Raw genomic sequence first — 25179 nt, forward strand, 5'->3', positions numbered from 1 at the left:
GTTGCAGATTCCGCGTCAGGGCGCGAGTCGACGCACCGCTTCGAGTGCCTCGCTCGTCGCCCGGACGGCGTCGACGCTCCGGGCGTCACGCGCGCCCCCGACGACCTCGCACGGGATGCCGGCCGAGCGCAGGCCCCCGACGAGCTCGTCCGCGTCGCCCCGCCGCTCCTGTCCGGCGCACACCACGACGGTGTCCGCCGGGACGGCTCGCTCCTCGCCCTGCTCGTCGCGGACCCACAGCGCACCGGGCTCGATGCGGAGGTACTCCTGCACGCCGCCGACCATGCGGACCCCGGCGTCCCGGAGCCGTCCGACCGCGACCCAGCGGGACGTGATGCCGATGCCTGCGCCGAACTTGCCGCTGCGCCGGAGCACCGTGACCGCGCTCCCCGGACGCAGCACCCGCGCCGCCGCCGGGAGCCGCTGCGGCACGTCCCCGACGATCTCGTCGCTGACGTCGACGTCCCAGCGCTGCCCGAACTCCGCCGCCCGCGCGGCCTCGTCCGGCGACTCGACGAGGAACGCCGCGGTGTCCACACCGATGCCGCCGCCGCCGATGACCGCCACGGTCCCCGACGGGACACCGTCGCGCAGCGCCTGCTCGTAGGACAGCACGTGCGGCAGGTCCGCCCCGGGCACGTCGATCTCGCGCGGGACGACCCCGGCCGCCACGACGACGGCATCGCTGCCGACCAGGTCGTCGAGCGTCGCGGTCCGTCCCAGGTGCACGGTCGCTCCGCGCTCGGCGAGCTCCGCGCGCGCTGCCCGGACGGTGGCGGCGTAGTCCTCCTTGCCGGGCACGAGAGCGGCGAGGCCGAACTGCCCGCCGAGCCGGTCCGACGCCTCCCAGAGCGTCACGACGTGCCCCCGACGAGCGGCGTCGACGGCCGCCGCGAGCCCGGCCGGCCCGCCGCCGACCACGTCGACGCGCTTCGGGTCGGCAGTCGGTCGGAGCGGGAACGCGACCTCGCGCCCCGCGCGGGGATTCACGAGGCAGGAAACCGGCGCGCCGACGATCGACCGGTCGAGGCACGCCTGGTTGCACCCGATGCACGTGTTCACGAGGTCGTACGCGCCGGCGAGGGACCGCTGCACGAGGTCGGGGTCGGCCAGGAACGGCCGCGCGAGGGCGACGGCGTCGACCAGCCCGTCGGCGAGGACGGCCTCCCCGTCGCGCAGGTCCGTCATCCGGTTGGACGCGATCACCCGGACGTCCGGGTACGCCGCCTCGCGGACCACGCCGGCGATCCGGTTCGCGTACGACAGCCAGGCGCCGTGCGGCACCGCGGCCTGCACGGTCGGCGTCCGGGACTCGTGCCACCCGATGCCGACCGAGATCCCGTCGAGGCCGAGCGGCAGCAGTTCGTGCACGAGCGCGTCGACCTCGTCGTCGGTCGTCGACCCGGGCATGAGGTCGGCGCCCGACAGTCGGATCGTCACCGCGAGCTCGGGGACTGCCTGCCGGACGGCGCGGACGACCGACACCGCGAAGCGTCGACGCCGCTCGGGCGAGCCACCCCACTCGTCGTCGCGCAGGTTGGTCAGCGGCGACTGGAACTGGTTGATGAGGTAGCCCTCGGACGCCATGATCTCGACGCCGTCGAAGCCGATGTCCCTGGCCGACCGCGCTGCGGCGGCGAAGTCCTCGACGGTGCGCTCGATCTCCGCGGTCGTCAGCTCCTGGGGGACGACGCCGCGGGCGGCCGACCACGGCAGTGCCGACGGTGCGACCGCGCGCTGCGGCTGTCCGTGCCGGTCCACCATGCCGTCCACGAGCGCGTACCGGCCCGCGTGGAACAGCTGCGCGAGGACGGCTCCCCCGGCGTCGTGCACGGCGTCGACCGCGACACGGAACCGCTCGTCGGCGCCGTCGACGCCGAACACCGCGAAGTCGGGGCCGCCGCGCGCCTCGTCGCTCACCGCGATGCCGCCGGTGACGATGAGCGCCGCTCCGCCCTCGGCGCGTTCGCGGTAGAACGCCGCCATGCCCGCGCCCCCGTCGTCGTGCACCTCGAGCCCGGTGTGCATCGACCCCATGACCACCCGGTTCCGGAGGGTCAGCGGGCCGAGGGTCCACGGCGAGGAGACGACGGCGAGGTCGGGCATGGCGACGGTGCTCATACCCCTACTCTGCCGTGTCGGCGGCCGTGCCCGCAGCAGCGGACGCCGCGGCCGGCAGCACGGCGTCCCGCAGCGGCGACGTCGTGTCGGCCCAGTACGGCGGTGCGATGACGGTGAGCCCGCCGTCGACGGACAGCGTCTGGCCCGTGATGTAGGACGCCTTGTCGGACAGCAGGAAGTCGACGGCGTCGGCCATGTCGTCCGCGGTGCCCGGCCGCTGCAGCGGAAGCTTCTCGAGCACGGAGTCCATCGGTGCCATCCCCGGGACCGAGTTGTAGAAGTAGTCGAGCGAGTCGGTGTCGATCAGGCCGCCGTTGACCGCGTTCACCGTGATCTGCCGCGGCCCGAACTCCACCGCCATGTACTTCGTGTACGCCTCGGTCATCGCCTTCGCCGCACCGAGGGCAGCGTAGGTCGGGAACGCACGGAGCGAGCCGTAGGACGTCACGACGACGATCCGGCCGCCGCGGTCCATGAGCTCGGCGGCCCGCTGCGCGCCCAGGACGAACGAGCGGGCGTTCGTCGCGTAGCTGCGGTCGAGGTGGTGCAGCTTGAGGTCGGCGACGGGCTTGAACGCGCTCGCGGCGGCGTTCGCGACGAACATGTCGAGACGACCGTAGGTGTCCCGGACCAGGTCGAACAGCGCGTCGATCGACTCCGGCTGCTCGATGTCGACCTGCGCCGTGATGCCGTCGCCACCCGCGGCGCGGACGTCGGCCAGCGACTCCTCGGCGAGGTCGGCGTTGCCCTTGTAGGTCACCACGACGGTGACGCCGCGCTGGCCGAGCTTCTGCGCGAGCAGGCGGCCGATGCCGCGTGAGGCCCCCGTGATGAGGGCGATGGGAGCGGTCGTGCTGTCGGTCACTGCGGTCCTTGTCGTTGCGTTGCGGAGGTGTGGTCGGACGGGAGGCCCGTGGCGGGGCAGCCACGGGCCTCCCGTCCGCTGCCGGGTCGCGTCAGAACCCGGCCTTGCCGGTGACGACGGCACGGCCGACCACCAGCTTCTGGATCTCGTTGGTGCCCTCCTCGAAGCGCTGCGCGCGCGCGTCGCGGTAGACGCGCTCGATCGCGTTGCGCTTCCAGTAGCCCTGTCCACCGTGCACCTGGAGCGCCTTGTCGGTGACCCGGGCGAGCATGTCGACCGCGACCATCTTCGAGGCACTGGACAGCGTGCCGGCGTCGGGGCGGCCCTCCTCGTAGGCGCGGGCGGCCTCGAGCACGAGGGCCCGGGCGGCGGCGATGTCGGCGTAGTTCTCGGCGAGGTAGAACTGGATCGCCTGGCGGGTGGAGAGCTTCTTGCCGAAGGTCTCGCGCTCGTTCGCGTACGCGACCGCGAGTTCGTTCGCGCGTTCGGCGAGGCCGACGGCGCTCATCGCGACCGACACGCGGCTCGGCAGGAGGAAGCCGCCGAGCGCGACCTCGAGGCCCTGGCCCTCCTCGCCGAGGCGGGCGGAGGCGGGGATCGGCGTCTCGGTGAAGCGCAGGATCGCGTGGTCGGTGCCGCGGATGCCCATCGTGTCGGAGTCGTCGATCACCTCGGCGCCCGGAAGGCCCGAGTTCGGCATGAGGAACGCGACCGTGCCGTCCTGCCCGGTGCTGCCCTCGAGACGAGCCGCGATGAGCCAGTAGTCGGCCTTCACCCCGAAGGTGATGAGGTGCTTCTCGCCGTTCATCACGTACGTGTCGCCCTCGCGGCGGACGGTCGTGCGGATGTCCGCGCCCGTGCCGGCCGTGGCCTCGGTGAGTGTGAACGCCACGAGCTTCTCGCCCGCCACGCTCGGCTTGACGACCTCCTCGACCTGCTCCGGCGTCGCGTACGGCTGCATGGCACGCCAGGTGCCGTTGATCACGTGCACGAGCATGCGGATCGAGGCGTGCGAGCGTGAGACGATCTCCATGACCTCGAGGTACTTCGAGAACGGGATCCCCGCACCGCCGAGCTCGGGCGGTGCTGCGAGGCTGAGCCAGCCGTGCTCCTTGAGCTCCTGGAACAGCTCGGGAGCGACCCGGCCGGTGCGCTCGATCTCCTCGGCCCACTCCTCGCCGCGGCCGCGGACCCACGCGGTCACATCGGCCTTGAGCTGCTCGAAGTCCTGCTCGGTTCCGGTCTCCGTCACCAGGGTCATCGTGTCCCGTCCTCCTTCGTCGCGGCGTCCCGTGCGACGCGCTCGTCTGCGTCCCGCGCGACGAGTTCCGCCGCTCGGTCACGCAGCACGTTCTTCTGCACCTTGCCCACCGCGTTGCGCGGCAGCTCGTCGATGTACTCGAGGCGCTCCGGCCAGTAGTACTTGCTCACGCCCGCGTTGTCGAGGTACTCCTGCAGCCCCCGGTGGTCGAGCCGCTCCCCCGCTGCCGGGACCACGAACGCGCAGGCACGCTCGCCGAGACGCTCGTCGGGCATCGCGACGATGGCGACGTCCGTGACGAGCGGGTGCTGGTAGAGCAGGTTCTCGATCTCCACGACCGGGATCTTCTCGCCACCGCGGTTGATGACGTCCTTGACGCGCCCGGTGATCGAGAGGAAGCCCTTCTCGTCCACGGTCGCGAGGTCGCCCGTGCGGTACCAGCCGTCCTCGGTGAAGACGTCGTCGGTGAGGTCCGGTCGGTCCAGGTACCCGTCGAACATCGTCGGCGAGTGCAGCTCGAAGTTGCCCTCGGTGCCCGCCGGGAGCTCGTGCCCCTCGTCGTCGACGATGCGGATGCGGATGCCGGGCAGGGCTCGGCCGTCGTGTCCGTACGCGTCGGCCGGGTCGTCCGACGGGCTCGACAGCGCGCCGAGGCAGGTCTCGCTCGTGCCGAACGCCCCGAGGATCGCGCTCCCGAGCACCGTGCTCGCGCGCTGCGCCAGCGCGCGCGGCACCGCGGCGCCGGTCGGGACGAAGATGCGCAGGCTCTCGGGAGCGGGTGCGCCGCCCTCGACGAGGTCGACGAGGTCGGTCAGGAACGGTGTGGCGCACTGCACGAACGACGCCTTCGCGGCGCCGAACGCCTGCTCGAGCGCGACCCGGCCGTCCCACACCGGCTGGATGACCTGCGGCGCGCCGAGCCGGAAGGCGAGGAGCATGCCGTACAGGAACCCGGTCTGGTGCGCGAGCGGCGACGGGATGTAGATCCGGTCGTCGGGGGTGAGCCCGGACTGCGCGACGTGCATCGCGGTCGCGAGACCGAGCGTGCGGTGCGGGTGCTGGACGCCCTTCGGCTCGCCGGTGGTACCCGACGTGAACAGGAGCTGGCAGACGTCGTCCGGGCCGGGCGCGTGCGCGCGGATCTGGTCGACGTCCACCTGCACCGACCCGAGGGCGGTGTCGAACCAACGCCAGTTCCAGGCGCTCGATGCGACCCGTTCGGCGGCATCGGCCGGCAGGGGCGGCTGGTCGTTCGGCAGGTCGCCCTGGCCACGGGCCTCGGCACGCAGGACGACGACGTGCTCGACCGACAGCCGGCGCCGCTGTGCCCGTGCCTCGTCGACGACGTCGAGCAGCTCCAGTGCGGGTCGGCGCTTCCGGAACACGTTCGGCAGGAACACCACGCGGGCCTTCGAACGGGCGAGGGTCATGGTGGTCTCGCGGGGACCGAAGACCGGCATGATCGGCGTCGCGACGGCTCCGATCTGGACCGCGCCGAGCGTGATGGACACGAACTCGCGCCAGTTCGGCAGCTGCATCGCGACGGATTCGCCCCGCCGGACGCCGAGTTCGAGCAGCAGCGCGGAGACCCGGTCGGCCTCGTCCTGCAGCTGCTTCCAGGTGGTCTCGACGGGGGCGACGCCGCCGACCTCGACGACCGCGAGACCGTCCGGGTCCTGCTCGGACAGCATCCGGACCTTCTCGCTGAGGACGAGCGGCTCGGCGTCGACCCCGACGAGCTCGGGGAGGTCGGGAGACGTCACGAGCGCCGCGTCCGGTGCTTCCTGCGTGGCGGGCGTCCCGGTGTCCTCGCCGAGGTCGGTCGGCTCGGACGTGGCGGCGTCCACCCGGTCGTCCCGGTCGACGCGGGCCAGCAGGGCGTCGCCGACCTCCATGTCGAGCCCGACGCCGTTCATGGCCTCGAGGAAGGTCGGGTACGAGATGCGGTAGGCGCGCGGGTACGTCAGGGAGCTCGTGCCCTCGGCCTTCGACGCGGCGACGGCGAGGGACATGAGCACGCGGTGGTCGTTGAAGGAGGACATCGGCGAGCCGTGCAGTTCGCCGGGCCGGACGCCGGTCACGCGGAGCTCGTCGGCTCCCTGCTCGGCGCGGCCGCCCATGCGGTTGAGCTGCAGCATCGCTGCGACGCGGTCGGACTCCTTCAACCGGATGTGCGCCACGTTCCAGAGCCGGGTCGTGCCCTCGGCGAAGGTCGCCATCGTCGACAGGACGGGCAGGAGGTCCGGGATCGGCTGGCAGTCGATGTCGAGCGCCCGGAGCGGCGAGCCGTCGTGCTGGATCCGGACGAAACCGGTCTCCTCGTCGATCCGCATGGGCACGCCCATCGCGGTGGCGAGGTCGAGGAACTCGCTCTCCGGGTGGTCGGTCTGGGCCGTGGTGGTCGCCCGCATGCCCCGGAGCAGCAGGTCCGACCGGCGGATGCCCGCGGCGGCGATCCCGAACGCCGCGGAACCGATGTCCGGTGGGATGACGTAGTCGTGCGGGGTCGCCTGCTGCCCCGCAGGGACCCGGTACTCGAGCCAGTCGTCGGACACCTCGACCGTGAGTCCGAACTCGCGCATCATCCGGACCGTCAGCTCGACGTAGGGCTGCTCGTTGAGCCGACCGCCGGTGATGTGGATCCGGGTCTCCTGCTCGGCGAAGGGCGCGAGGAGGAGCAGACCGGAGATCCACTGCGAGAGTGTCCCGGCGATCGAGACGTCTCCGCCGCGAGGTCTCCGCGGCTGGACCGTGACCGGCGGGCAGTCGTTCGTCGCCTCGAGTTCCACGCCCATCTGCGTGAGCGAGGTCAGCAGCGCCTTGATGGGTCGGCGCTGGAAGTACTTCATGCCGACCAGCGTCATCGGTCGGTCGGCCAACGAGGCGAGCCCGGTCATGAAGTACAGCGTCGTGCCCGAGGACCCCATGTTGAGGATCCCGTCCGCGCCGCGGGACCCGTGGTCGACGACGTCCGTCGCCGCGTAGCGCCCGCCGAGGCCGGTGACGTGGTACTCGTCCCCTCGGCGCTTGACGTCGACGCCGAGGGCCCGGAGCGTCCCGACGGTCCACTCGACCTGTCGCGTGGAACTGATGCCGGAGACGATGCTCGTCCCCTTCGCGAGTGATGCCAGCACCAGCGCTCGGTGCGCGTGGTACTTGGAGACCGGGACGTCGATCTCCCCGACGAGTGGTGCGGACGAACCGCGCACGACCAACTGCATGCGGACCTCTTCCCTGTGAGCGTTTCCACGGTAGTACCGTGATGGAACAACTAGGTGGAGCGAGGTGCACGACCGGCGACGGCGTTCCTTGTGCATGTCCGACAACCGACCGGCAGGATGGCCGCATGGACATCCGCTTCACAGAGTCCCATCCGTCGACCATCGGTGTCGAGTGGGAACTGCCGCTGGTCGACCGGGGCACCGGCGACCTCGCCCCCCGTGCTCCGGCGGTGATCCGGGCGGTGCAGGAGCGGCTCGGTGATCCGGACAAGGTCACCGAGGAGCTCCTGACCAACACCGTCGAGGTGGTCACGGGCGTGCACACCACCGTCGCGGGGGCCACGTCCGAGCTCTCCGGGATCATCGGCGAGGTGATCGACGCGGCCGAACCCCTCGACGCCCAGGTCATGTGCTCGGGGACGCACCCGTTCGCGGTGTGGGACCAGCAGGAGATCACGGCGGACAGCGAGCACTACAACACCCTCATCGACCGCACACGCTGGTGGGGCCGGCAGATGCTCATCTGGGGCGTGCACGTGCACGTCGGGATCGACCACCGCGACAAGGCCGTGCCGATCATGAACGCGATGCTCGCGTACGTGCCGCACCTGCAGGCGTTCACGGCGTCGAGCCCGTTCTGGGGCGGCACCGACACCGGCTACGCGTCCAACCGGGCGCTCATGTTCCAGCAGCTCCCGACGGGCGGACTGCCGCCGGGCATCGACGACTGGGGCGGTTTCGAGACGGTCGTCGACGACCTCACGAAGACCGGCGTGATCGACGGGTTCAAGGACCTCCGCTGGGACATCCGCCCGTCGCCGGGCTGGGGCACCCTCGAGAACCGGGTGTCGGACGGCATCTCGACGCTGCACGAGGTCGGCGCGGTCACGGCCTTCGTCCAGTGCCTCGTCACCGCACTGTCCGACCGACTCGACCGCGGCGAGGTCCTGCCCTCCATGCAGCAGTGGTTCATCCGCGAGAACAAGTGGCGCGCAGCCCGGTACGGCATGGAGGCGGAGATCATCACGAACGCCGCCGGCGACGAGCGGCTCGTCACCGACGAGGTGCACGACCTCGTCGCGCGCCTCGACCCGATCGCCGAGCGGCTCGGCTGCCAGGAAGAGCTCCACCACCTCGACACGATGATCGAGCACGGGGCGTCGTACCAGCGGCAGCTGCAGGTGGCGCAGGAGAACGGCGGCGACCTCCGCGCGGTCGTCCGCCACCTGGTCACCGAGTTGCGCGACTCGTTGTAGCCGCCCGCCTCCGGGCGCCGCCGCCCCGAGCGCACCGGTCACCCCAGGCGCACCAGGTCGTTCCGGGCGCACCAGGTCGTTCCGGGCGTACCAGGTCGAACCTCCCGACCAGGTACGCCCGATTCCGCCTTCCATCGCGGCCGTCATGGGAAGGAACGTCCGCGACGCGACCCGGCAGACCGACTGGAGGCCCGTGGCGGATCCGCCACGGGCCTCCAGTCTGTCGGCTGGTCGCGTCAGCGACCCAGGAACTTCTGCAGCGACTGCATCTCTTCCTCGGTGGGCGCCTTCGGGTTCTTCGCGTTCGCACCGCCGAAGCCGAAGCCGGATCCCTTCGCCGCCTGCTGCTGCGGCTGGGCCGCGGCACCCGACGCGAGCGCAGCGCGCTTGGCGGGGTTGCCGACCTTCTTCTTCTTGCCGCCCTGCGGCTGCTGCTTCTTCTTGCCGCCGTGCATGCCGGGGATCGGACCCATGCCCGGCATCTGCGGCACGCCACCGCGGGCAACGGTCTTCATCATCTTCGCGGCCTGCTCGAAGCGGTTCACGAGGGCGTTGACCTCGGTCACCGTGGTGCCGGAACCCTTCGCGATGCGGAGACGACGCGAGCCGTTGAGGAGCTTCGGGAGCTGGCGCTCCTGCTTCGTCATCGACTGGATGATCGCCTCGGTGCGGACGATCTCACCCTCGTCGAAGTTGTCGAGCGCCTCTCGCATGCCCTTCGCACCGGGGAGCATGCCGAGCATGCCCTTGATCGAGCCGGCCTTGCGGAGCTGCTGCATCTGGCCGAGGAAGTCGTCCAGCGTGAACGAGTCGCTCGCGATCTTCTCGGCGACGGCGCGCGCTTCTTCTTCGTCGAACGCCTGCTGGGCCTGCTCGATGAGCGAGAGGATGTCGCCGAGGTCGAGGATGCGGCTCGCCATGCGGTCCGGGTGGAACGGCTCGAAGTCGTCGAGCCCCTCGCCCGTGGACGCGAACATGATCGGGCGGCCGGTGATGCTCGCGACCGACAGGGCCGCGCCACCGCGGGCGTCACCGTCGAGCTTCGACAGGACGACGCCGGTGAAGTCGACGCCCTCCTGGAAGGCACGTGCCGTGGCCACGGCGTCCTGACCGATCATCGCGTCGATGACGAACAGGACCTCGTCCGGGTCGACGGCCTTGCGGATGTTCGCGGCCTGCTTCATCAGCTCGGCGTCGACGCCGAGCCGACCCGCGGTGTCGACGATCACGGTGTCGTACTGCTGGTCCACGGCTGCCTTGATGGCGTTCTTCGCGACCTTGACCGGGTCACCGACGCCGTTGCCGGGCTCCGGCGCGAAGACGTGGACACCGGCCTGCTCACCGACGACCTGGAGCTGCTGCACGGCGTTCGGACGCTGGAGGTCCGCCGCGACGAGCATCGGGGTGTGGCCGTCCTTCTTGAGCCACTTGCCGAGCTTGCCCGCGAGCGTCGTCTTGCCGGCGCCCTGGAGCCCCGCGAGCATGATGACCGTCGGCGGACGCTTGGCGAACTCGAGCCGACGCTGCTGCCCGCCGAGGATGCCGACGAGTTCTTCGTTGACGATCTGGACGACCTGCTGTGCCGGGTTGAGCGCCTTGTTCACCTCGTCCGAGAGGGCACGCTCGCGGACCGAGGCGGTGAAGGACTTGACGACCTCGAGCGCGACGTCGGCGTCGAGGAGCGCCCGTCGGATCTCGCGGACGGTGCCGTCGACGTCGGACGGGGACAGGCGACCCTTGCTCCGCAGGTTGCGGAAGGTCTCTGTCAGCCGGTCGGAGAGTGAACCGAATTGCGCCATGATCCGACGATTCTACAAGGCGACCGCCGACAGCCCGACCGCGACCGCGCCGGTACCCCGGGGACTACCGTCCACACCGTGCACCTGAGGGAGATCGACGTCGCCGGTTGGCTCCGGGCGACCGGCGCGGCCGTGTTCGGCGGCTTCACGGCGGCGGTGTTCACGGCACGCTTCACCGGTTCCGCGACGGTCATCGCGCTGGTCGGCGTGGCCACCGCAGTCGGTCTCGTGGTCGTCGTGGTCGCGGCGTGGGCCGGCGGGGGCGGGTACGCCGCGCACCGGGCACTGCGGGCCTGGGTCCGCGGCGGTTCAGAACCCGACGGCGTGCGGCGCGACCGCAAGATGCGGTTCCTGCGCGACACCGTCGACCGGACCGGCTGGTACCTCTGGCTCGGCGCGGCGATGGCGGTCGTGTTCGGCGCGACCGCCGTCGCCGACCTGGTCGGCGACCACGACCTCGACGGTGCGCTCCTGACGGGCAGCTCGGCCGTCGTGTGGGCGGTCGTCACCGTGCGCGGGATCGTGGTGGACCGACCGCACCGTGAGCGTGCGCAGCTGCTGCACACCGAGCTCGTGATGACCGGTCGCTCACCCGAGCCTCCCACCGCGTGATCGGTTGTTGTACGGCGTCCAGAAACTGACGTACGCTGGCGCCCATGCCGGAACTCGAGATCGTCCGGGTGCCGGGCCTGCTCGACTACGCCGAGGGCCTCGCACTGCAGCAGCGCCTCCGCGCCGACGTCGTCGCCGGCCGCTCCCCCGGCGCGCTCGTCCTGTGCGAGCACCCGTCGGTCTACACCGCGGGGCGCCGCACCGAGCCGAGCGACCTGCCGACCGACGGCTCCGCCGTGGTCGAGGTCGACCGCGGCGGACGCATCACCTGGCACGGACCTGGGCAGCTCGTCGCCTACCCGATCGTCCGGTTGGCGCAGCCGCTCGACGTCGTGGCGTGGGTGCGCGACCTGGAGCAGGTGCTCCTCGACGCCGCTGCTGGCGTCGGTGTGACGGCGGAACGCGTCGAGGGCCGCAGCGGCGCCTGGGTCCCCCGGCCCGACCGGGCGAACCACGACAAGGTCGGAGCCATCGGCCTGCACGTCGCCGAGGGTGTGACGAGTCACGGGATCGCCCTCAACTGCGCGAACGCTCTCGACGCGTACGCCGCGATCGTGCCGTGCGGCATCGCGGACGCCGGGGTCACCACCCTCAGCCGGGCCGTCGGTCGCCCGGTGCCGGTGGAGGAGGTAGCCACGCTCGTCGCGCAAGGCGTGCAGGCTGCGTTCGACGGGATGCACACCGGCCACCGCATCGCGTCCGGCGCCCGAGCAGCCCAGACGAGCCGAGCAGCCCAGACGAGCCGCGCAGCCGGGACCGGTCGCGCAGCCGAGCCGACCCCGCCCGTCGAGCCGGACCACCCGACCAGCCCGGACCAGCCGACCAGCCCGGACCGGTCCGCCGGGGGCCACTCGCGCCTCCCGTCCGGCCCGGACCGCACCATCCACCTGCAGGAGACCCCCGCATGACCATCGCCCCCGAGGGCCGCCGGATGCTCCGCGTCGAGGCGCGGAACGCCGAGACCCCGATCGAGACGAAGCCCGCGTGGATCAAGACCCGCGCCACCCAGGGGCCGGAGTTCCGCGACCTGTCCGCCCTCGTCAGGACGCAGCAACTGCACACCGTCTGCCAGGAGGCCGGCTGCCCGAACATCTTCGAGTGCTGGGAGGATCGCGAGGCCACGTTCCTCATCGGCGGCTCGCAGTGCACGAGGCGGTGCGACTTCTGCCAGATCGACACCGGCAAGCCCTCACCGCTCGACCGGGGTGAGCCGCGTCGCGTCGCGGACTCGGTCGTGTCGATGGGCCTCAAGTACGCGACCGTCACCGGTGTGGCGCGGGACGACCTCGACGACGGCGGCGCGTGGCTCTACGCCGAGACGATCCGCCAGATCCACGAGCACTCCCCCGGCACCGGCGTCGAGATCCTCGTGCCGGACTTCAACGGCCGCCCGGACCAGCTCGGCCAGGTGTTCGACGCCCGCCCCGAGGTCTTCGCGCACAACGTCGAGACGGTCCCCAGGATCTTCAAGCGCATCCGTCCGGCGTTCCGGTTCGAACGCTCGCTCGACGTCATCACGCAGGGTCGGGACGCCGGGCTCGTGACGAAGTCGAACCTCATCCTGGGCATGGGCGAGGAGCGGCACGAGGTCATCGACGCGCTCGAGCAGCTGTACGAGGCCGGCACCGACATCATCACGCTGACGCAGTACCTCCGCCCGTCGCCGCGGCACCTCCCGGTCGCGCGCTGGGTGCGGCCGGAGGAGTTCGTCGACCTCCGCGAGATCGCCGAGGACATCGGGTTCTCGGGCGTGCTCGCCGGGCCGCTCGTGCGCTCGTCCTACCGCGCGGGCCGCCTCTGGGCGCGGGCCACGGTGGCGCGGGGCGGCACGGTGCCGGAGCACCTGTCGCACCTGCTCGAGGCACCGGCCGGCCGCCAAGCCGTCTGACAGGCGCGCGCCGCGGGGCGCGCCGCCGCACGCGGACTGGGCGATGGCCCCCGCGAAAGCGACAAGAGCGCGCGAACCGTCGGGCGCAGACTGTCGCTCTCGCGAAAGCGACAGTGCTCACCTCCCGAAAGCGACAGGACCACGCGGACGGTGCGGCGCAGACTGTCGCTTCCGCGACCGGGACGCACCACGGCACGGACGGGAGGCGCGGTGCCAGCTGGCACCGCACCTCCCGTCCGTCGATGGGTCGCGTCGCGTCAGGCGCGGCCGCGGATGCTCCGCAGCAGCCACCCGATGATCGCGAGGATCACGATCACGAGTCCCACCCAGAGCAGGAACTTGAGGGCACCGACGAAGATGCCGCTGAAGAGCAGGACGAGGCCGACGATGATCGCGATGATCAGCAGTGCGGGCATGGGGGTCTCCAATCCCTGGAACGAAGACCGAGCGGGTGCCCGGGCCGACCGAGACGCTACTCGCCGCGCGGCGAGCGCGTTCGCGGACGGGTGTCGTTCAACCGACGAGGCGGCCCTCAGCCGACGAGGTTCTGCACGAACACGTGGGGCGTGAAACCCGTGAGGTCGTTGATGCCCTCGCCCTGACCGATGAGCTTGATCGGGATCCCGGTCTTCTCCTGCACGCTCAGCACGAAGCCGGCCTTCGCGGAGCCGTCGAGCTTCGTGATGACGAGTCCGGTGACCCCGGCGCCCTCGATGAACGCCTGCGCCTGCGCGAGCCCGTTCTGCCCCGTGGTGGCGTCGAGCACGAGGAGCACCTCGGCGATCTCGGTCTGCTTCTCGACCACGCGCTTGATCTTGGACAGCTCGTCCATCAGCCCGGCCTTGGTGTGCAGCCGGCCCGCGGTGTCGATGACGACGATCTCGGTGCCCTCGCGCATCGCCTTCTCGACCGTCTGGTACGCCACCGACGCCGGGTCCTGCCCGGGCTGGGCGGGCCGGACGACGTCGACCCCGGCACGCTCGGCCCACGTCGCGACCTGCTCCACCGCTGCTGCGCGGAACGTGTCGGCCGCCCCGACGACCACGGAGCGGTCGTACGTCTTGAGGAACTTGGCGAACTTGCCGATCGTGGTGGTCTTGCCGACGCCGTTCACGCCGACGACGAGCACGACGGCCGGTCGGTTGCTGAGCTTCAGCGTGGTGTCGAGCTTCGAGAGCCGTTCCTCGAGCACCTCGCGGAGCATGCGCTGCAGGTCGGCGGGGTCCGTCGTGCCGTAGCGGTCGACGCGCTCGTGGAGGTCCTCGATGATCGCCTCGGAGATGTCCGGTCCGAAGTCGGCTCCGATGAGCGCGGTCTCGAGGTCGTCCCACGTGGTCTCGTCGATCGTCTTGCGCTGGAACAGCCCGCGCAGCCGGGAGGACAGTGACCAGGAACTCGCCATGTTCCCAGCTTAGAGCGCGGCGGGTGTGCGCTGTGCCCGGTACGATCGGTCACACGAAGGGGAGTATTCCTCCTCGGCGACCTCGTCAGTACGGTCCGGGACGATCCGGACCCGGGGCGCCGGCCCTCGATCCGCTCCTGCGGCCCGACGGCGGAAGAGACCTTCAGGCTCCGACGCGCCGTGACGGCGCGTCCCTGACCTGAAGGAGGACCCGTGGACGTCCCCATCCTCGTCTGGCTGATCACCATCGCCGGCATCCTCGGCCTGCTGATCTTCGACTTCTACTCGCACGTGCGCACCCCGCACGTCCCGCACATCAAGGAATCGGCGTTCTGGTCGGCGTTCTACGTCGGGCTCGCGATCCTGTTCGGCGTCGGCATCCTCGTCTTCGGCGGCGGGCAGGCCGGTGGCGAGTACTTCGCGGGCTGGCTCACCGAGAAGGCACTGTCCGTCGACAACCTGTTCGTCTTCCTCATCATCATGACGAGCTTCGCGGTGCCGAAGGAGTACCAGCAGAAGGTCCTCCTGGTGGGCGTCGCGATCGCCCTCGTGGCCCGCGGCGTGTTCATCGCCCTCGGCGTCACGATCATCGAGAACTTCTCGTGGGTGTTCTACCTGTTCGGGGCACTGCTGTTCTGGCTCGCCTGGTCGCAGGCGAAGGGCGGCGGCCACGACGACTCCGAGGGCGACTCGAAGCTCATCCGGACCCTGCGCAGGGTGATCCCGACGACCGACGACTACCACGGCGACAAGCTCACCGCGAAGATCGACGGCAAGCGCCTCTTCACTCCGATGCTGCTCGTCATGGTCGCGATCGGCCTCACGGACGTGCTGTTCGCCCTCGACTCGATCCCGGCGATCTTCGGGCTGACCCAGGACGCCTTCATCGTGTTCACCGCGAACGCCTTCTCGCTGCTCGGTCTGCGGCAGCTCTACTTCCTCATCGCGGGCCTGCTCGAGCGTCTCATCTACCTCGGCCAGGGCCTCGCGGTCATCCTCGCCTTCATCGGCGTGAAGCTCGTGTTCCACGCGATGCACGTCAACGAGCTGCCGTTCATCAACGGCGGCGAGCACATCGAGTGGGCGCCGGAGATCCCGATCTGGTTCTCGCTGAGCTTCATCGCGCTGACGATCGCCGTTGCGACGGTCGCCTCGCTGGTGGTCTCGAAGAAGCGGCAGGAGCGCGGGCTCACCCCGACGGGGCAGCCGAAGGAGGCCGTCGAGGCCGACGCGCAGTAGTCGGTTCCACCTGACGGACGGGAGGCGCGGTGCCAGCTGGCACCGCGCCTCCCGTCCGTCGTCCGGATCGCGGAAGCGACGGATCCGGCGAGCTGGCCCCGGTTCACTTCGCGAAAGCGACAGATCCGTCGGGCCGGAGCGCGGCGATCTGTCGCTTTCGCGAAAGCGACAGATCGCCGCGGCGCTACGCGACCGCGTCGGCCGGCTCCGCCGACCGCGCCTGCACCCGCTGCCCGACCACCGCGGAGACCCCGTCCTGCCGCATCGACACCCCGTACAGGGCGTCGGCGATCTCCATCGTCCGCTTCTGGTGCGTGATGACGATGAGCTGCGACGACTCGCGGAGCCGTTCGAACACGGTCAACAGCCGCCCGAGGTTCGCGTCGTCGAGCGCCGCCTCGACCTCGTCCATGATGTAGAACGGCGACGGACGCGCGGTGAAGATCGCGACGAGGAGCGCCACCGCGGCCAGGGACCGCTCGCCGCCGGACAGCAAGGTGAGCCGGTCGATCTTCTTCCCCGCGGGCTTGACCTGCACGTCGATGCCGGTCGCGAGCAGGTCGTCCGGGTTCGTCAACGTGATCGACCCCGAGCCGCCCGGGAACAGGATGGGGAAGATGACGTCGAACGCCTCGCGGGTGTCGTGGAACGCGGCCTCGAAGATGGTCTGCATCTTCTGGTCGAGCTCCTCGATGATCGTCATGAGGTCGGTGCGGGTCTTCTGGAGGTCCTCGAGCTGCTCCGCGAGGAACGCGTGCCGCTGCTCGAGCGCCTGGAACTCCTCGAGGGCGAGCGGGTTCACCTTGCCGAGCTGCCCGAGATCACGCTCGGCGGCCTTGAGCCTGCGTTCCTGCTCGGCGCGGACGTAGGGCACCGTCTCGACCGCGTCCAGGTCGACGTCGTCCGAGGCGTCGTACTCGGGCAGCGCCGGGCCGCCGGGCAGCGTCGACTCGGCGTCCACGAGTACCTCGTCCGGGTCGACCTCGTCCGGGTCGACCTCGTCCGGGTCGACCTCGTCGTCAGCGTCCGGCGCCGTGTCCGCCCCCGTTGCCGCTGCCGCCAGCCGCTCCCGCTCGGCCTCCCGGTGCTTGCGCGCGAGCACCCGCGGGTCGACGAGCACGTCCACCGGCACCGGCACGTGTGGCCCGTACTCGGCCACGAGCACCGCTTCGACCAGGCCGAGCTCGCTCTGCGCCCGGTCGAGGATGCCCGACACGTGCAGCTTCTTCTCGTAGATCTCCATCTCGAGCGAGTGCACCCCGTCGGTCAGGGTCTGCAGGCGGTCGCGGAGCTCCCGCTCCTCGTTCCGGATCGTCTGCAGCTCAGTGTTGCGCTTCGACCGCTCGGACTCCTCGTTCGCCAGCCGCACGCGGGCCTCCGCGAGTGACCGGTCGACCGCACCGAGCACCCCCGGCAGGTCGGCGAGGACGCCCTCGGCGACGGCGATCTGCCCGCGGCGGACCACCGCACGACGGGCGGCTTCCTCGGCGGCGGCCCGCTCGGCTCGGAGCTGCCGCTCGAGCCCGGCGGCACGGTTCCGCTCGGCGCGCACGCGCTCGCGGACGGTCTCCACCTGGATGCGCTGCTCGATCTCGGCCGCCCGGGCAGCCTCGAGTGCCTCCTGCAGCGCCGGTCGACCGGAAGCATCGACCGTCGGGCGCGGCCGGTCGGTGAACGCCGCGAGGGCCGCGTCGGCCTCGGCGAGCACGGCCTCGGCGGACTCGACCGCGCCGTCCGTCTCGGCCAGGGCCGCCCGGAGCCGCTCGACCTCGGCCGTCGCGTTCTCGGAGCGCGCCCGCGCGGACGCGCTGCTGCGGTCGTACTCCGCGGTGGCCTTCGCGTGCGCTCGCGACGCCTGGTCGGCCTCCTCCGCCCGGCGTCGTGCCTCGTCGACGGCGGCACGGGCGGCCTGGAGGCGCGTGGCTGCGTCCTCGACGTCGCTCGCGACCGCGTCGCGACGGGTCACGGCGTCGTCGCGTTCGGCGACGAGCTCGATGCGGCTGGTCATCCGCTCACCACCGCCCGTGATCCGGACGGCGCGGACGACGTCACCGGACCGCGTGACGACCGTCGCCTGCGGGGCGGCGGTGAGCACGGCCTCCAGGTCGACGTCCTCGTCCACGGCGATCACGGTGTCGCGCAGGATCGCCGCGATCGCCGCCGGCCCCTGCACGAGGTCGACGGCCCGGCGGACGCCAGCGGGGAGCACGTCCGGCAGGGTCCCTGCTGCCGCAGCAGCGGCCGGGTCGGGTTCCGCGACGACGACGTCGACGCGCCCGATGTCCGTGGTCCGCGCGTGCGCGACCGCGTCGAGCGCGACCGTCCGGTCCGCCGCGAGCACGGCGTCGGCGAGTCCGTCGAGCGCCACGGCGACCGCGGCCTCCCAGCCCGGCTCGACCGTGAGGCTGTCGGCGAGGCGACCGGTGATGCCCGCACGCCCGGCCTCGATGAGGGCCTGCGACCCGTCACGGACGTCGATCGACATGGCGAGGGCCGTGACCCGCGCGTCGAGCGCGTCCCGCTCGCGTTCGAGGGCGTGGAGTCGGTCGCGGAGCTCGTCACGCGTCGACTGCGCAGCCTGCTGCTGCTCGCGGGTGGCCGTGACCGCAGCCGTCAGGGCGGCTTCGTCCACGCCCTCGGACGGGTCGGTCCCGATGTCCGCGAGGGCCGCGGCGGCGCGCTCGGCGCGCTCGGTCGCCTCGGCCAGCGCGCGTTCCCGCCGCTCCCGGTCGGCGACGGCGGAGCCGCGCTTCGACCGGGCGACGTCCACCGCGGAGGCCAGCCGCTGCGCCTCGAGGTCGTGCTGCGACACCACGGCCGCCTGCGCGGCGATCTGCTCGTCGAGGGCGTCCAGCGCCGCCCGCGCGTCCTGCACCCGGGCCGCGGCAGCGCCGGAGTCAGCCGCCATCTCCTCGGCGCGTGCCTCGAGCCGGTCGGCCTCGTCCCGGACGGACTCCACCCGCTCGGGTGTGACCGTCGGGCCCTGCTGCGGCGCGTCGGCCTGCTGTGCGAGGAACATCAGGCGCTGGTTCGCGAGGCTCGACAGGCCGCGGAGTCGCTCCTGCACGCTCTCGAACCGGTGCACGACCGTCCGGGCGCGGTCGACGTCGTCGCCGACCATGCTCTGCTCGACCTGCTGTTGCCTGGCACGGGTCTGGTCGAGCCGCTCCTGCAGCACGATGCGCTCGGACTTCCGGCCCGTCTCGACCTCGAGGTGCTCGTGGAGCTCGCGACGGAGCCGGACCACGTCGTCGGCGAGGATGCGCGCCTTGGCGTCCCGGGCGACGGCGGCGACGGACTGCGCCTTGCGCGCGACCTCGGCCTGCCGACCGAGTGGCTTGAGCTGACGGCGGATCTCCCCCGCGAGGTCCGACAACCGTGTGAGGTTCGTCTGCATCGCCTCGAGCTTGCGGAGCGTCTTCTCCTTGCGACGACGGTGCTTGAGGATGCCAGCTGCCTCCTCGATGAACCCGCGGCGGTCCTCCGGGGTGGCGTGCAGGACCTTGTCGAGCTGCCCCTGGCCGACGATGACGTGCATCTCGCGGCCGAGGCCGGTGTCGCTGAGGAGCTCCTGCACGTCGAGCAGCCGGCAGTTCTCGCCGTTGATGGCGTACTCGCTGCCGCCGTTCCGGAAGAGGGTGCGGGAGATCGTCACCTCGGAGTACTCGATCGGCAGGAGGCCGTCGGTGTTGTCGATCGTCAGGAGCACCTGCGCGCGACCGAGCGGCCCGCGCGTCGAGGTGCCGGCGAAGATGACGTCCTCCATCTTGCCGCCGCGGAGGGTCTTCGCACCCTGCTCCCCCATCACCCACGCCAGGGCGTCGACGACGTTCGACTTGCCCGAGCCGTTCGGTCCGACGATGCACGTGACCCCGGGCTCGAAGGCGAACGTCGTCGGCTGCGCGAAGGACTTGAACCCCTTGATGGTCAGGCTCTTCAAGTACATGCGGTCTCCGGGCGTTCTGCTGCGCTGCTGCTGGCGGTGTGCTGCGGGCTGGGCTGCTGGGCGTCAGGCTAACGCCTGCGCAGGCGCGGAGCGGGTTGGCACACGGGACAGCGGTGGCTCGACCGGTTCATGAAGGCCTCACGCACGATCGTCGTGCCGCACCGGGGGCACGGCTTCCCCTGCTGCCCGTAGACGTTGAGTCGCTGCGAGAAGTACCCGGACTGGCCGTTCACGTTGACGTACTGCGCGTCGAAGCTCGTCCCGCCGTCCTCGAGCGCCCGACCGAGGACGCTCCGGACCTCGGCCAGCAGCGTGCGGAGGTCGGCTCGGGTCAGCCGCTCGGCCGGGCGGTCGTGGTGCAGCTTCGCGGCCCACAGGGACTCGTCGGCGTAGATGTTGCCGATGCCGCTGACGACGCCCTGGTCGAGGAGCACCCGTTTGATGCCGCTCGCGCGCTTCCGTGCCACGGCGATGAAGCGGTCGTCGTCGAACGCCGGGTCGAGCGGGTCGCGCGCGATGTGGGACACCTGGTGCGGGATGCTCCGACGCCACGGCGCGTCCGGGTCGGCGTCGTCGACGTGCCCGGCGAAGCCCGCGGGCGCGCCGTCCACCGTCGGCACCATCGGGTCCAGTGCCATCGACCCGAACGTGCGCTGGTCGACGAACTCGAGCTGGACGGGCACTTCGGGCACACCGTCACGGTCGGTCGAGCCGGGTTGCACCTCGATGAGGATCCGCCGGTGCTTCGCTGCGGGGCGGTCACGTCCGAGGAGCACCTGGCCAGACATGCCGAGGTGCGTCACGAGCGCCTCGGGGCGGTCGTCGTCGTGTTCGGGACGCAGCGGGAACCAGAGGAACTTGCCGCGCCGGACGGCGGCGGCGATGGTCCGGCCGGTCAGGCGGTCCGCGAAGTCCTCCGCGGGGCCGTCGTGCCGGGTGAGCGCGCGGTCGTCGACGACGTCCACGTGGAGCACGCGGGCGCCGCTGACGGCGGGCTCGAGACCGGCGCGGACGACCTCGACCTCGGGGAGCTCGGGCACCGGCTACGCGGTCCCGGCGGTGCTGTCGGCGTCGACGCGCGGCGAGCCGTCGCGGCCGGAGAGCTTCGTCCAGGCCTGAAGCGCGGCGGCCATCTCGGCGGCCTTCTTGCTCGAACCGGCACCGGACGAGACGTCCGCACCCTGCAGGACCACCGTGGCGTGGAAGGTCTTGTCGTGGTCGGGGCCCTCTTCGGTGACCCGGTAGGCGGGGTTGCCCAGTGCGAGCGTCGCAGCGAGTTCCTGCAGGCTCGTCTTCGGATCCATCGCGGCCCCGAAGCGGTCCGGGTCGACCAGGAGTGGCTCGACGAGCCGGAGCACGAGTTCGGTCGCCGGATCCGGGCCCGCGGAGAGGTACGTCGCGCCGATCACGGCTTCGACGGTGTCGGCGAGGATCGACGACTTGTCGCGGCCACCGGTCTGCTCCTCGCCCTTGCCGAGGCGGAGGTACTGGCCGAGCCCGATCATGCGGGCGATCTCGGCGAGGGCGACCGTCGAGACGAGGCTCGCGCGGCGCTTGGCCAGCTCGCCCTCGTCGAGGTCGGGGAACGACCGGAAGAGCTTCACGGTCACGGCCTGGCCGAGGATCGAGTCGCCGAGGAACTCGAGCCGCTCGTTGTGCCCGATCCCACCGTGCTCGTACGCGAACGAACGGTGCGTGAGGGCGAGTTGCAGCAGTTCGAGGTCGATGTCGACCGCGAGCTGCTCACGCAGACGAACGACGTCCGGCCCCACGGGGCGGGACCCCGTGGCGCCGGACGTCGTGGTCATGCGTTCGGTCCGATCAGACGTCGGCGACCTTGCGGCCCTTGTACTCCATGTACAGCGGGGTGCCGGCCGAGTCCTCGACGACCTTCGCGCGGTGCGGGAGGCTGTAGGTGACCTTGCCGTTCTCGATCGTCTTCACGAGCTGGACCGGCGCGGCCTTCCACTGCGAACGACGGGCGTGCGTGTTGGCACGGGACTGCTTGCGCTTGGGAACGGCCATGGTGGTTCTCTTTCGGTTGGTCGGTGGTCAGTGGCGAGGGCGGTTCAGGCCGACGTGCGGCCGTCGCCCTCGGGGCTCTGGTCAGGGGTGTTGCTGTCGTCGGTCGGCTGGAAACCGCTCAGGGCGGCCCAGCGCGGGTCCAGGACCTCACGAGGGGTGTGGTCCTCGAGGTCAGCCAGTCGCTCCCCCGTCTCCGGGTCGAGGCCTGGGCAGTCCGGTCGGCAGACCGGCTGGAACGGCAGCGACAGCACCACCGCATCTCGAACGACCGGTTCGCAGTCCACGTGGTCATCGCGAACGAAGAAGTCGAAATCCTCCGAGACATCGTACGCGAAGAGCTCCGCGAAATCGACCTCGACGGGTTCGCTGATCTCGATCAGGCACCGGGAGCACTCCCCGAACGCCTCGGCCGACGCGTGTCCGGACACGAGGACGCCCTCGTGCAGCCCTTCGAGTCGGACGTCGAGGTGCATCGGCGCGCCCTGACGGACGGAGATGACCCCGGCACCCATCGCGTCCGGCACCTCGACGTCGAGCGAGTGCTCGCGCATCTCGCCCGGACGGTGCGCGAGGTCGCGCACGCGCAGGGCGTAGGGGCTGTTCACGGGGGAAGACACGATCGACAAGCCTAGCGGCATCCGGACGGTACGTCGAGGCGGGTACCCCGCGTGTCCCCGCCGGAGCATCCGGTTCAGCGGGCCGTCTGCTCCGCCAGGGCGTGCGCCACGACCTCGGGCACGTACGGGGTGACGTCACCGCCGAGGGTCGCGACCTGGCGGATGAGCGAGCTCGACACGTGCGCACGGGAGGCCTCGGGCAGCAGGAACACCGTCTCGACGTCGGCGAGGTGCCGGTTCATGATCGCCATCGGGGTCTCGTACGCGACGTCCTCGCCCGAGCGGACCCCCTTCACGAGGACCGTCGCACCGACCTGACGGCAGTAGTCGACCAGGAGCCCGGCGGTCCACTCCCCGACGCGCACGTTGTCGCGGACGCCCGTCTCGACGAGCGACTCCTCGATGAGCCGGACACGCTCGGCGGCCTCGAACATCGCGGGCTTCTTGTCCGGGTTGTGGACGACGAGCACGTGGACCTCGTCGAAGAGTCCCGCCGCGCGCCCGATCACGTCGAGGTGCCCGAGGGTCACGGGGTCGAAGGAGCCGGGGACGACCGCGATCTGCGCCATGCCAGCGACCCTACCGGGCGCCCGTGACCCGGCTCAGTTCTTGCCGAGGAAGGCCGCGTCGGACTCGTCCAGGCGTCGGGCCAGGGCTTCCCGGAGCGCCGGGTGCCCGACGAGCTCCGGGTCCGGCTCGAGGACGCGCTCGGCCTCCTCGCGCGCATCGACGATGAGGTCGGCGTGCTCGACGACGCGCAACAGGTTCAGGGACGAACGACCACCTGACTGCCGCTCCCCCAGCACGTCGCCCTCGCGCCGGAGCTCGAGGTCGACCCGCGCGAGCTCGAACCCGTCGTCGGACGCGGCGACGGCGTCGACACGCTCCCGCGACGGGGACTCGAGCTCCGCCGTGGTGACGAGCAGGCACACGCCGGCGTACTGCCCGCGGCCGATGCGCCCACGGAGCTGGTGGAGCTGGGACACCCCGAAGCGGTCGGCGTCCAGCACCGCCATCATCGAGGCGTTGGGCACGTCGACCCCGACCTCGATCACGGTGGTCGCGACGAGCACGTCGATGCCCCCGGCGGCGAAGGTCGTCATGACGCGGTCCTTCTCGTCCGCGGTCATCCGCCCGTGCAGCACCTCGATCCGCCGACCGTCGAGCACCGGCATCTGCCGCATCCGCTCCGCCGTGGCGAGGACCGTGGCCGGGGCGCGCTTCGGCGTGTCGTCGGAGGGAGCGTCGGGCACGGGTTCGCCGTCGTCCTCGGCGTGCACGTCGTCGATCGCCGGGCACACCACGAACGCCTGACGCCCGGCGGCGAGTTCCTCGGCCATGCGGGACCAGATGCGGGACTCCCAGCCGGGGTGCTCGGCGAGCCCGACGGTGAAGGTCTCGACGCCGGCCCGCCCCGAGGGCACGCCTGCGATCGTGGAGACGTCGAGGTCGCCGAACACCGTCATCGCGACGGTGCGCGGGATCGGCGTGGCGGTGAGGACCAGGACGTGCGGCGGGGTCTGGCCCTTGGTGCGCAGGGCCTCGCGCTGCTCGACGCCGAACCGGTGCTGCTCGTCGACCACGACGAGTCCGAGTTCGGCGAAGTCGACCCGGTCGCCGAGGAGCGCGTGCGTCCCGACGACGAGCCGCGAGCTGCCGGACGCGGCCGCGAGCAGGGCACGTCGGCGCTCGTCGGTGGACTGCGACCCGGTCAGGATCACCGGACGCAGCTCGGCCGCGAGGTCGGGCCCGAGGAACTTCACGATCGACCGCAGGTGCTGCGCCGCGAGGACCTTGGTCGGGGCGATGAGGGCCGACTGTCCGCCGGACTCGGCCACGGTGAGCATCGCGCGGATCGCCACGAGCGTCTTGCCGGAACCGACCTCGCCCTGGACGAGTCGGTGCATCGGCCAGCTGCCGGCGAGGTCCGACGCGATCTCGGCCCCGACCGAGCGCTGGTCGTCGGTGAGCGTGAAGGGCAGCGACGCGTCGAACCGCTCGAGGATGCCCCCCGGTGCGGCCGACCGCGGCGTCGAGGCGACGGCCCGCGCCGCGATGCGTCGCTGCACGAGGGCGGTCTGCAGCACGAAGGCCTCGCGGTAGCGCAGGGCGTCCTGTGCGCGCTTGAAGTCGGCGACCTTCTCGGGGCGGTGGAGCAGTTCGAGCGCCCGCCGGTACGGGACGAGGTCGAGTCGGGCGCGGACGGACGCCGGGATCGGGTCGTCGAGGTCGGGCAGGGTGTCGAGCACCACCCCGATCGCCTTCGCGATCTGCCACGACGACAGCGACGCGGTCGCCGGGTAGATCGGGATCGGCTGCCGCGACCACCGGATGGCCTCGTCCGAGCCGGGGTCGGCCAGGGAGCGGGGGTCGTCGCGGTCGAACAGCTCGTAGTCGGGGTGGGCGAGCTGCCGGGCGCCCCGGTAGTCGCCGACCTTGCCGGCGAACACCCCACGCGCGCCCGGGACGAGGTCCTTCGTCCGCCAGCCCTGGTTGAAGAACGTGAGCGTGAGCAAGCCCTTGCCGTCGCCGATCTTGGCTTCGAGGATGGACCCACGGCGAGCACGCATCGTGCGTTCGCGGACGTCGACGACCTCGGCGACGATCGTCACGGACTCACCGATCGCGAGCGAGTCCAGCGCGGTCAGTGCACCGCGCTCGGCGTACCGACGCGGCGCGTGCTCGAGGAGCTCCCCCGCCGTGCGGTACCCGAACGCCTTCTCGATCGCACTCGCGGTCCGTCCGCCGAGCACGCTCGACAGCCGCGTGTCGAGCCCGCCGTCGGCGGACGGCACGGGCGCGGCCGGGGCAGCGTTCGGACGGATGGTGACCACGCGACAACGCTACCCGGCACGACCGACGCGCACCGTGCCTCCAGGCCGGCCCGTGGAGAACGCTGGAGCGTCCTTCCGGGCCGCTACGGTGGC

The 25179-nt window shown here is 71.5% G+C and carries 18 protein-coding genes and 1 pseudogene; 5 read left to right on the forward strand and 14 right to left on the reverse strand.

The window, feature by feature from the left end; all coding sequences use genetic code 11:
- Nucleotides 1-15: 15 nt before the first annotated feature.
- From ABC270_RS12270 to aroA, 4 genes are all read right to left on the reverse strand, one after another.
- Nucleotides 16-2121: an oxidoreductase gene (locus tag ABC270_RS12270; RefSeq protein WP_412881050.1), complete on the reverse strand. Its 2106-nt coding sequence runs from the start codon at nt 2119-2121 to the stop codon at nt 16-18.
- A 4-nt stretch (nt 2122-2125) separates the two neighbouring features.
- Nucleotides 2126-2986, reverse strand: coding sequence for an SDR family oxidoreductase (locus tag ABC270_RS12275; protein ID WP_412881051.1), 861 nt, complete (start codon nt 2984-2986; stop codon nt 2126-2128).
- A 91-nt stretch (nt 2987-3077) separates the two neighbouring features.
- Complete coding sequence (locus tag ABC270_RS12280; RefSeq protein ID WP_412881052.1) at nt 3078-4238, reverse strand: acyl-CoA dehydrogenase family protein; 1161 nt, start codon at nt 4236-4238, stop codon at nt 3078-3080.
- Nucleotides 4239-4243: 5 nt separating this feature from the next.
- Nucleotides 4244-7468 carry a 3-phosphoshikimate 1-carboxyvinyltransferase gene (gene aroA, locus ABC270_RS12285; protein ID WP_412881053.1) on the reverse strand — a complete coding sequence of 1075 codons (3225 nt, stop codon included), beginning with the start codon at nt 7466-7468 and terminating at the stop codon, nt 4244-4246.
- A gap of 125 nt (nt 7469-7593) precedes the next feature.
- On the opposite strand from aroA, the gene ABC270_RS12290 reads away from it, so the two are divergent.
- Entirely contained in the window at nt 7594-8724 is a 1131-nt protein-coding gene (locus ABC270_RS12290; RefSeq protein ID WP_412881054.1) for a glutamate--cysteine ligase, read from the forward strand.
- A gap of 236 nt (nt 8725-8960) precedes the next feature.
- Here ABC270_RS12290 and ffh read toward each other — a convergent pair whose 3' ends face one another.
- Nucleotides 8961-10523: a signal recognition particle protein gene (ffh, locus tag ABC270_RS12295; RefSeq protein ID WP_412881055.1), complete on the reverse strand. Its 1563-nt coding sequence runs from the start codon at nt 10521-10523 to the stop codon at nt 8961-8963.
- Nucleotides 10524-10601: 78 nt separating this feature from the next.
- Here ffh and ABC270_RS12300 point away from each other — a divergent pair, with 78 nt between their 5' ends.
- The 3 genes and pseudogenes from ABC270_RS12300 to lipA all read left to right on the forward strand — a co-directional run bounded on the left by ABC270_RS12300 (nt 10602) and on the right by lipA (nt 13023).
- Nucleotides 10602-11135, forward strand: coding sequence for a hypothetical protein (locus tag ABC270_RS12300; RefSeq protein WP_412881056.1), 534 nt, complete (start codon nt 10602-10604; stop codon nt 11133-11135).
- A gap of 44 nt (nt 11136-11179) precedes the next feature.
- A pseudogene (gene lipB, locus ABC270_RS12305) lies at nt 11180-11866 on the forward strand (lipoyl(octanoyl) transferase LipB); the annotation flags it as partial.
- Between the two features lie 173 nt (nt 11867-12039).
- Nucleotides 12040-13023: a lipoyl synthase gene (gene lipA / locus ABC270_RS12310; RefSeq protein ID WP_412881057.1), complete on the forward strand. Its 984-nt coding sequence runs from the start codon at nt 12040-12042 to the stop codon at nt 13021-13023.
- A 257-nt stretch (nt 13024-13280) separates the two neighbouring features.
- Here the strand turns inward: lipA and ABC270_RS12315 are convergent, their stop codons facing one another.
- Entirely contained in the window at nt 13281-13439 is a 159-nt protein-coding gene (locus ABC270_RS12315) for a DUF4175 domain-containing protein (RefSeq protein WP_141399257.1), read from the reverse strand.
- A 116-nt stretch (nt 13440-13555) separates the two neighbouring features.
- Nucleotides 13556-14425, reverse strand: a complete 870-nt coding sequence (gene ftsY / locus ABC270_RS12320) for a signal recognition particle-docking protein FtsY (protein WP_412881058.1) — start codon at nt 14423-14425, stop codon at nt 13556-13558.
- A 213-nt stretch (nt 14426-14638) separates the two neighbouring features.
- Between ftsY and ABC270_RS12325 the strand changes: the two genes are divergently transcribed.
- A complete protein-coding gene (locus ABC270_RS12325; RefSeq protein WP_412881059.1) occupies nt 14639-15664 on the forward strand; it encodes a TerC family protein in 1026 nt (341 codons plus the stop codon).
- A 184-nt stretch (nt 15665-15848) separates the two neighbouring features.
- Here the strand turns inward: ABC270_RS12325 and ABC270_RS12330 are convergent, their stop codons facing one another.
- The 7 genes from ABC270_RS12330 to ABC270_RS12360 all read right to left on the reverse strand — a co-directional run bounded on the left by ABC270_RS12330 (nt 15849) and on the right by ABC270_RS12360 (nt 25086).
- Entirely contained in the window at nt 15849-19610 is a 3762-nt protein-coding gene (locus ABC270_RS12330) for a chromosome segregation SMC family protein (RefSeq protein WP_412881060.1), read from the reverse strand.
- A gap of 68 nt (nt 19611-19678) precedes the next feature.
- The gene (gene mutM / locus ABC270_RS12335; RefSeq protein WP_412881061.1) at nt 19679-20650 is read right to left on the reverse strand and encodes a bifunctional DNA-formamidopyrimidine glycosylase/DNA-(apurinic or apyrimidinic site) lyase; all 972 of its coding nucleotides are present in this window, start codon (nt 20648-20650) and stop codon (nt 19679-19681) included.
- Between the two features lie 3 nt (nt 20651-20653).
- Nucleotides 20654-21418: a ribonuclease III gene (rnc, locus tag ABC270_RS12340; RefSeq protein ID WP_412881062.1), complete on the reverse strand. Its 765-nt coding sequence runs from the start codon at nt 21416-21418 to the stop codon at nt 20654-20656.
- 13 nt (nt 21419-21431) lie between these two features.
- Complete coding sequence (gene rpmF / locus ABC270_RS12345; protein ID WP_022905230.1) at nt 21432-21635, reverse strand: 50S ribosomal protein L32; 204 nt, start codon at nt 21633-21635, stop codon at nt 21432-21434.
- A gap of 44 nt (nt 21636-21679) precedes the next feature.
- A complete protein-coding gene (locus ABC270_RS12350; protein ID WP_412882090.1) occupies nt 21680-22240 on the reverse strand; it encodes a YceD family protein in 561 nt (186 codons plus the stop codon).
- Between the two features lie 86 nt (nt 22241-22326).
- Nucleotides 22327-22821 (reverse strand): pantetheine-phosphate adenylyltransferase, encoded by a 495-nt coding sequence (gene coaD / locus ABC270_RS12355; RefSeq protein ID WP_412881063.1) that lies wholly within the window; start codon nt 22819-22821, stop codon nt 22327-22329.
- Between the two features lie 33 nt (nt 22822-22854).
- Nucleotides 22855-25086: an ATP-dependent DNA helicase RecG gene (locus tag ABC270_RS12360; RefSeq protein ID WP_412881064.1), complete on the reverse strand. Its 2232-nt coding sequence runs from the start codon at nt 25084-25086 to the stop codon at nt 22855-22857.
- Nucleotides 25087-25179 lie beyond the last annotated feature (93 nt).

The organism is Curtobacterium phoenicis, from assembly GCF_047238015.1.
Taxonomy (GTDB): Bacteria; Actinomycetota; Actinomycetes; order Actinomycetales; family Microbacteriaceae; genus Curtobacterium.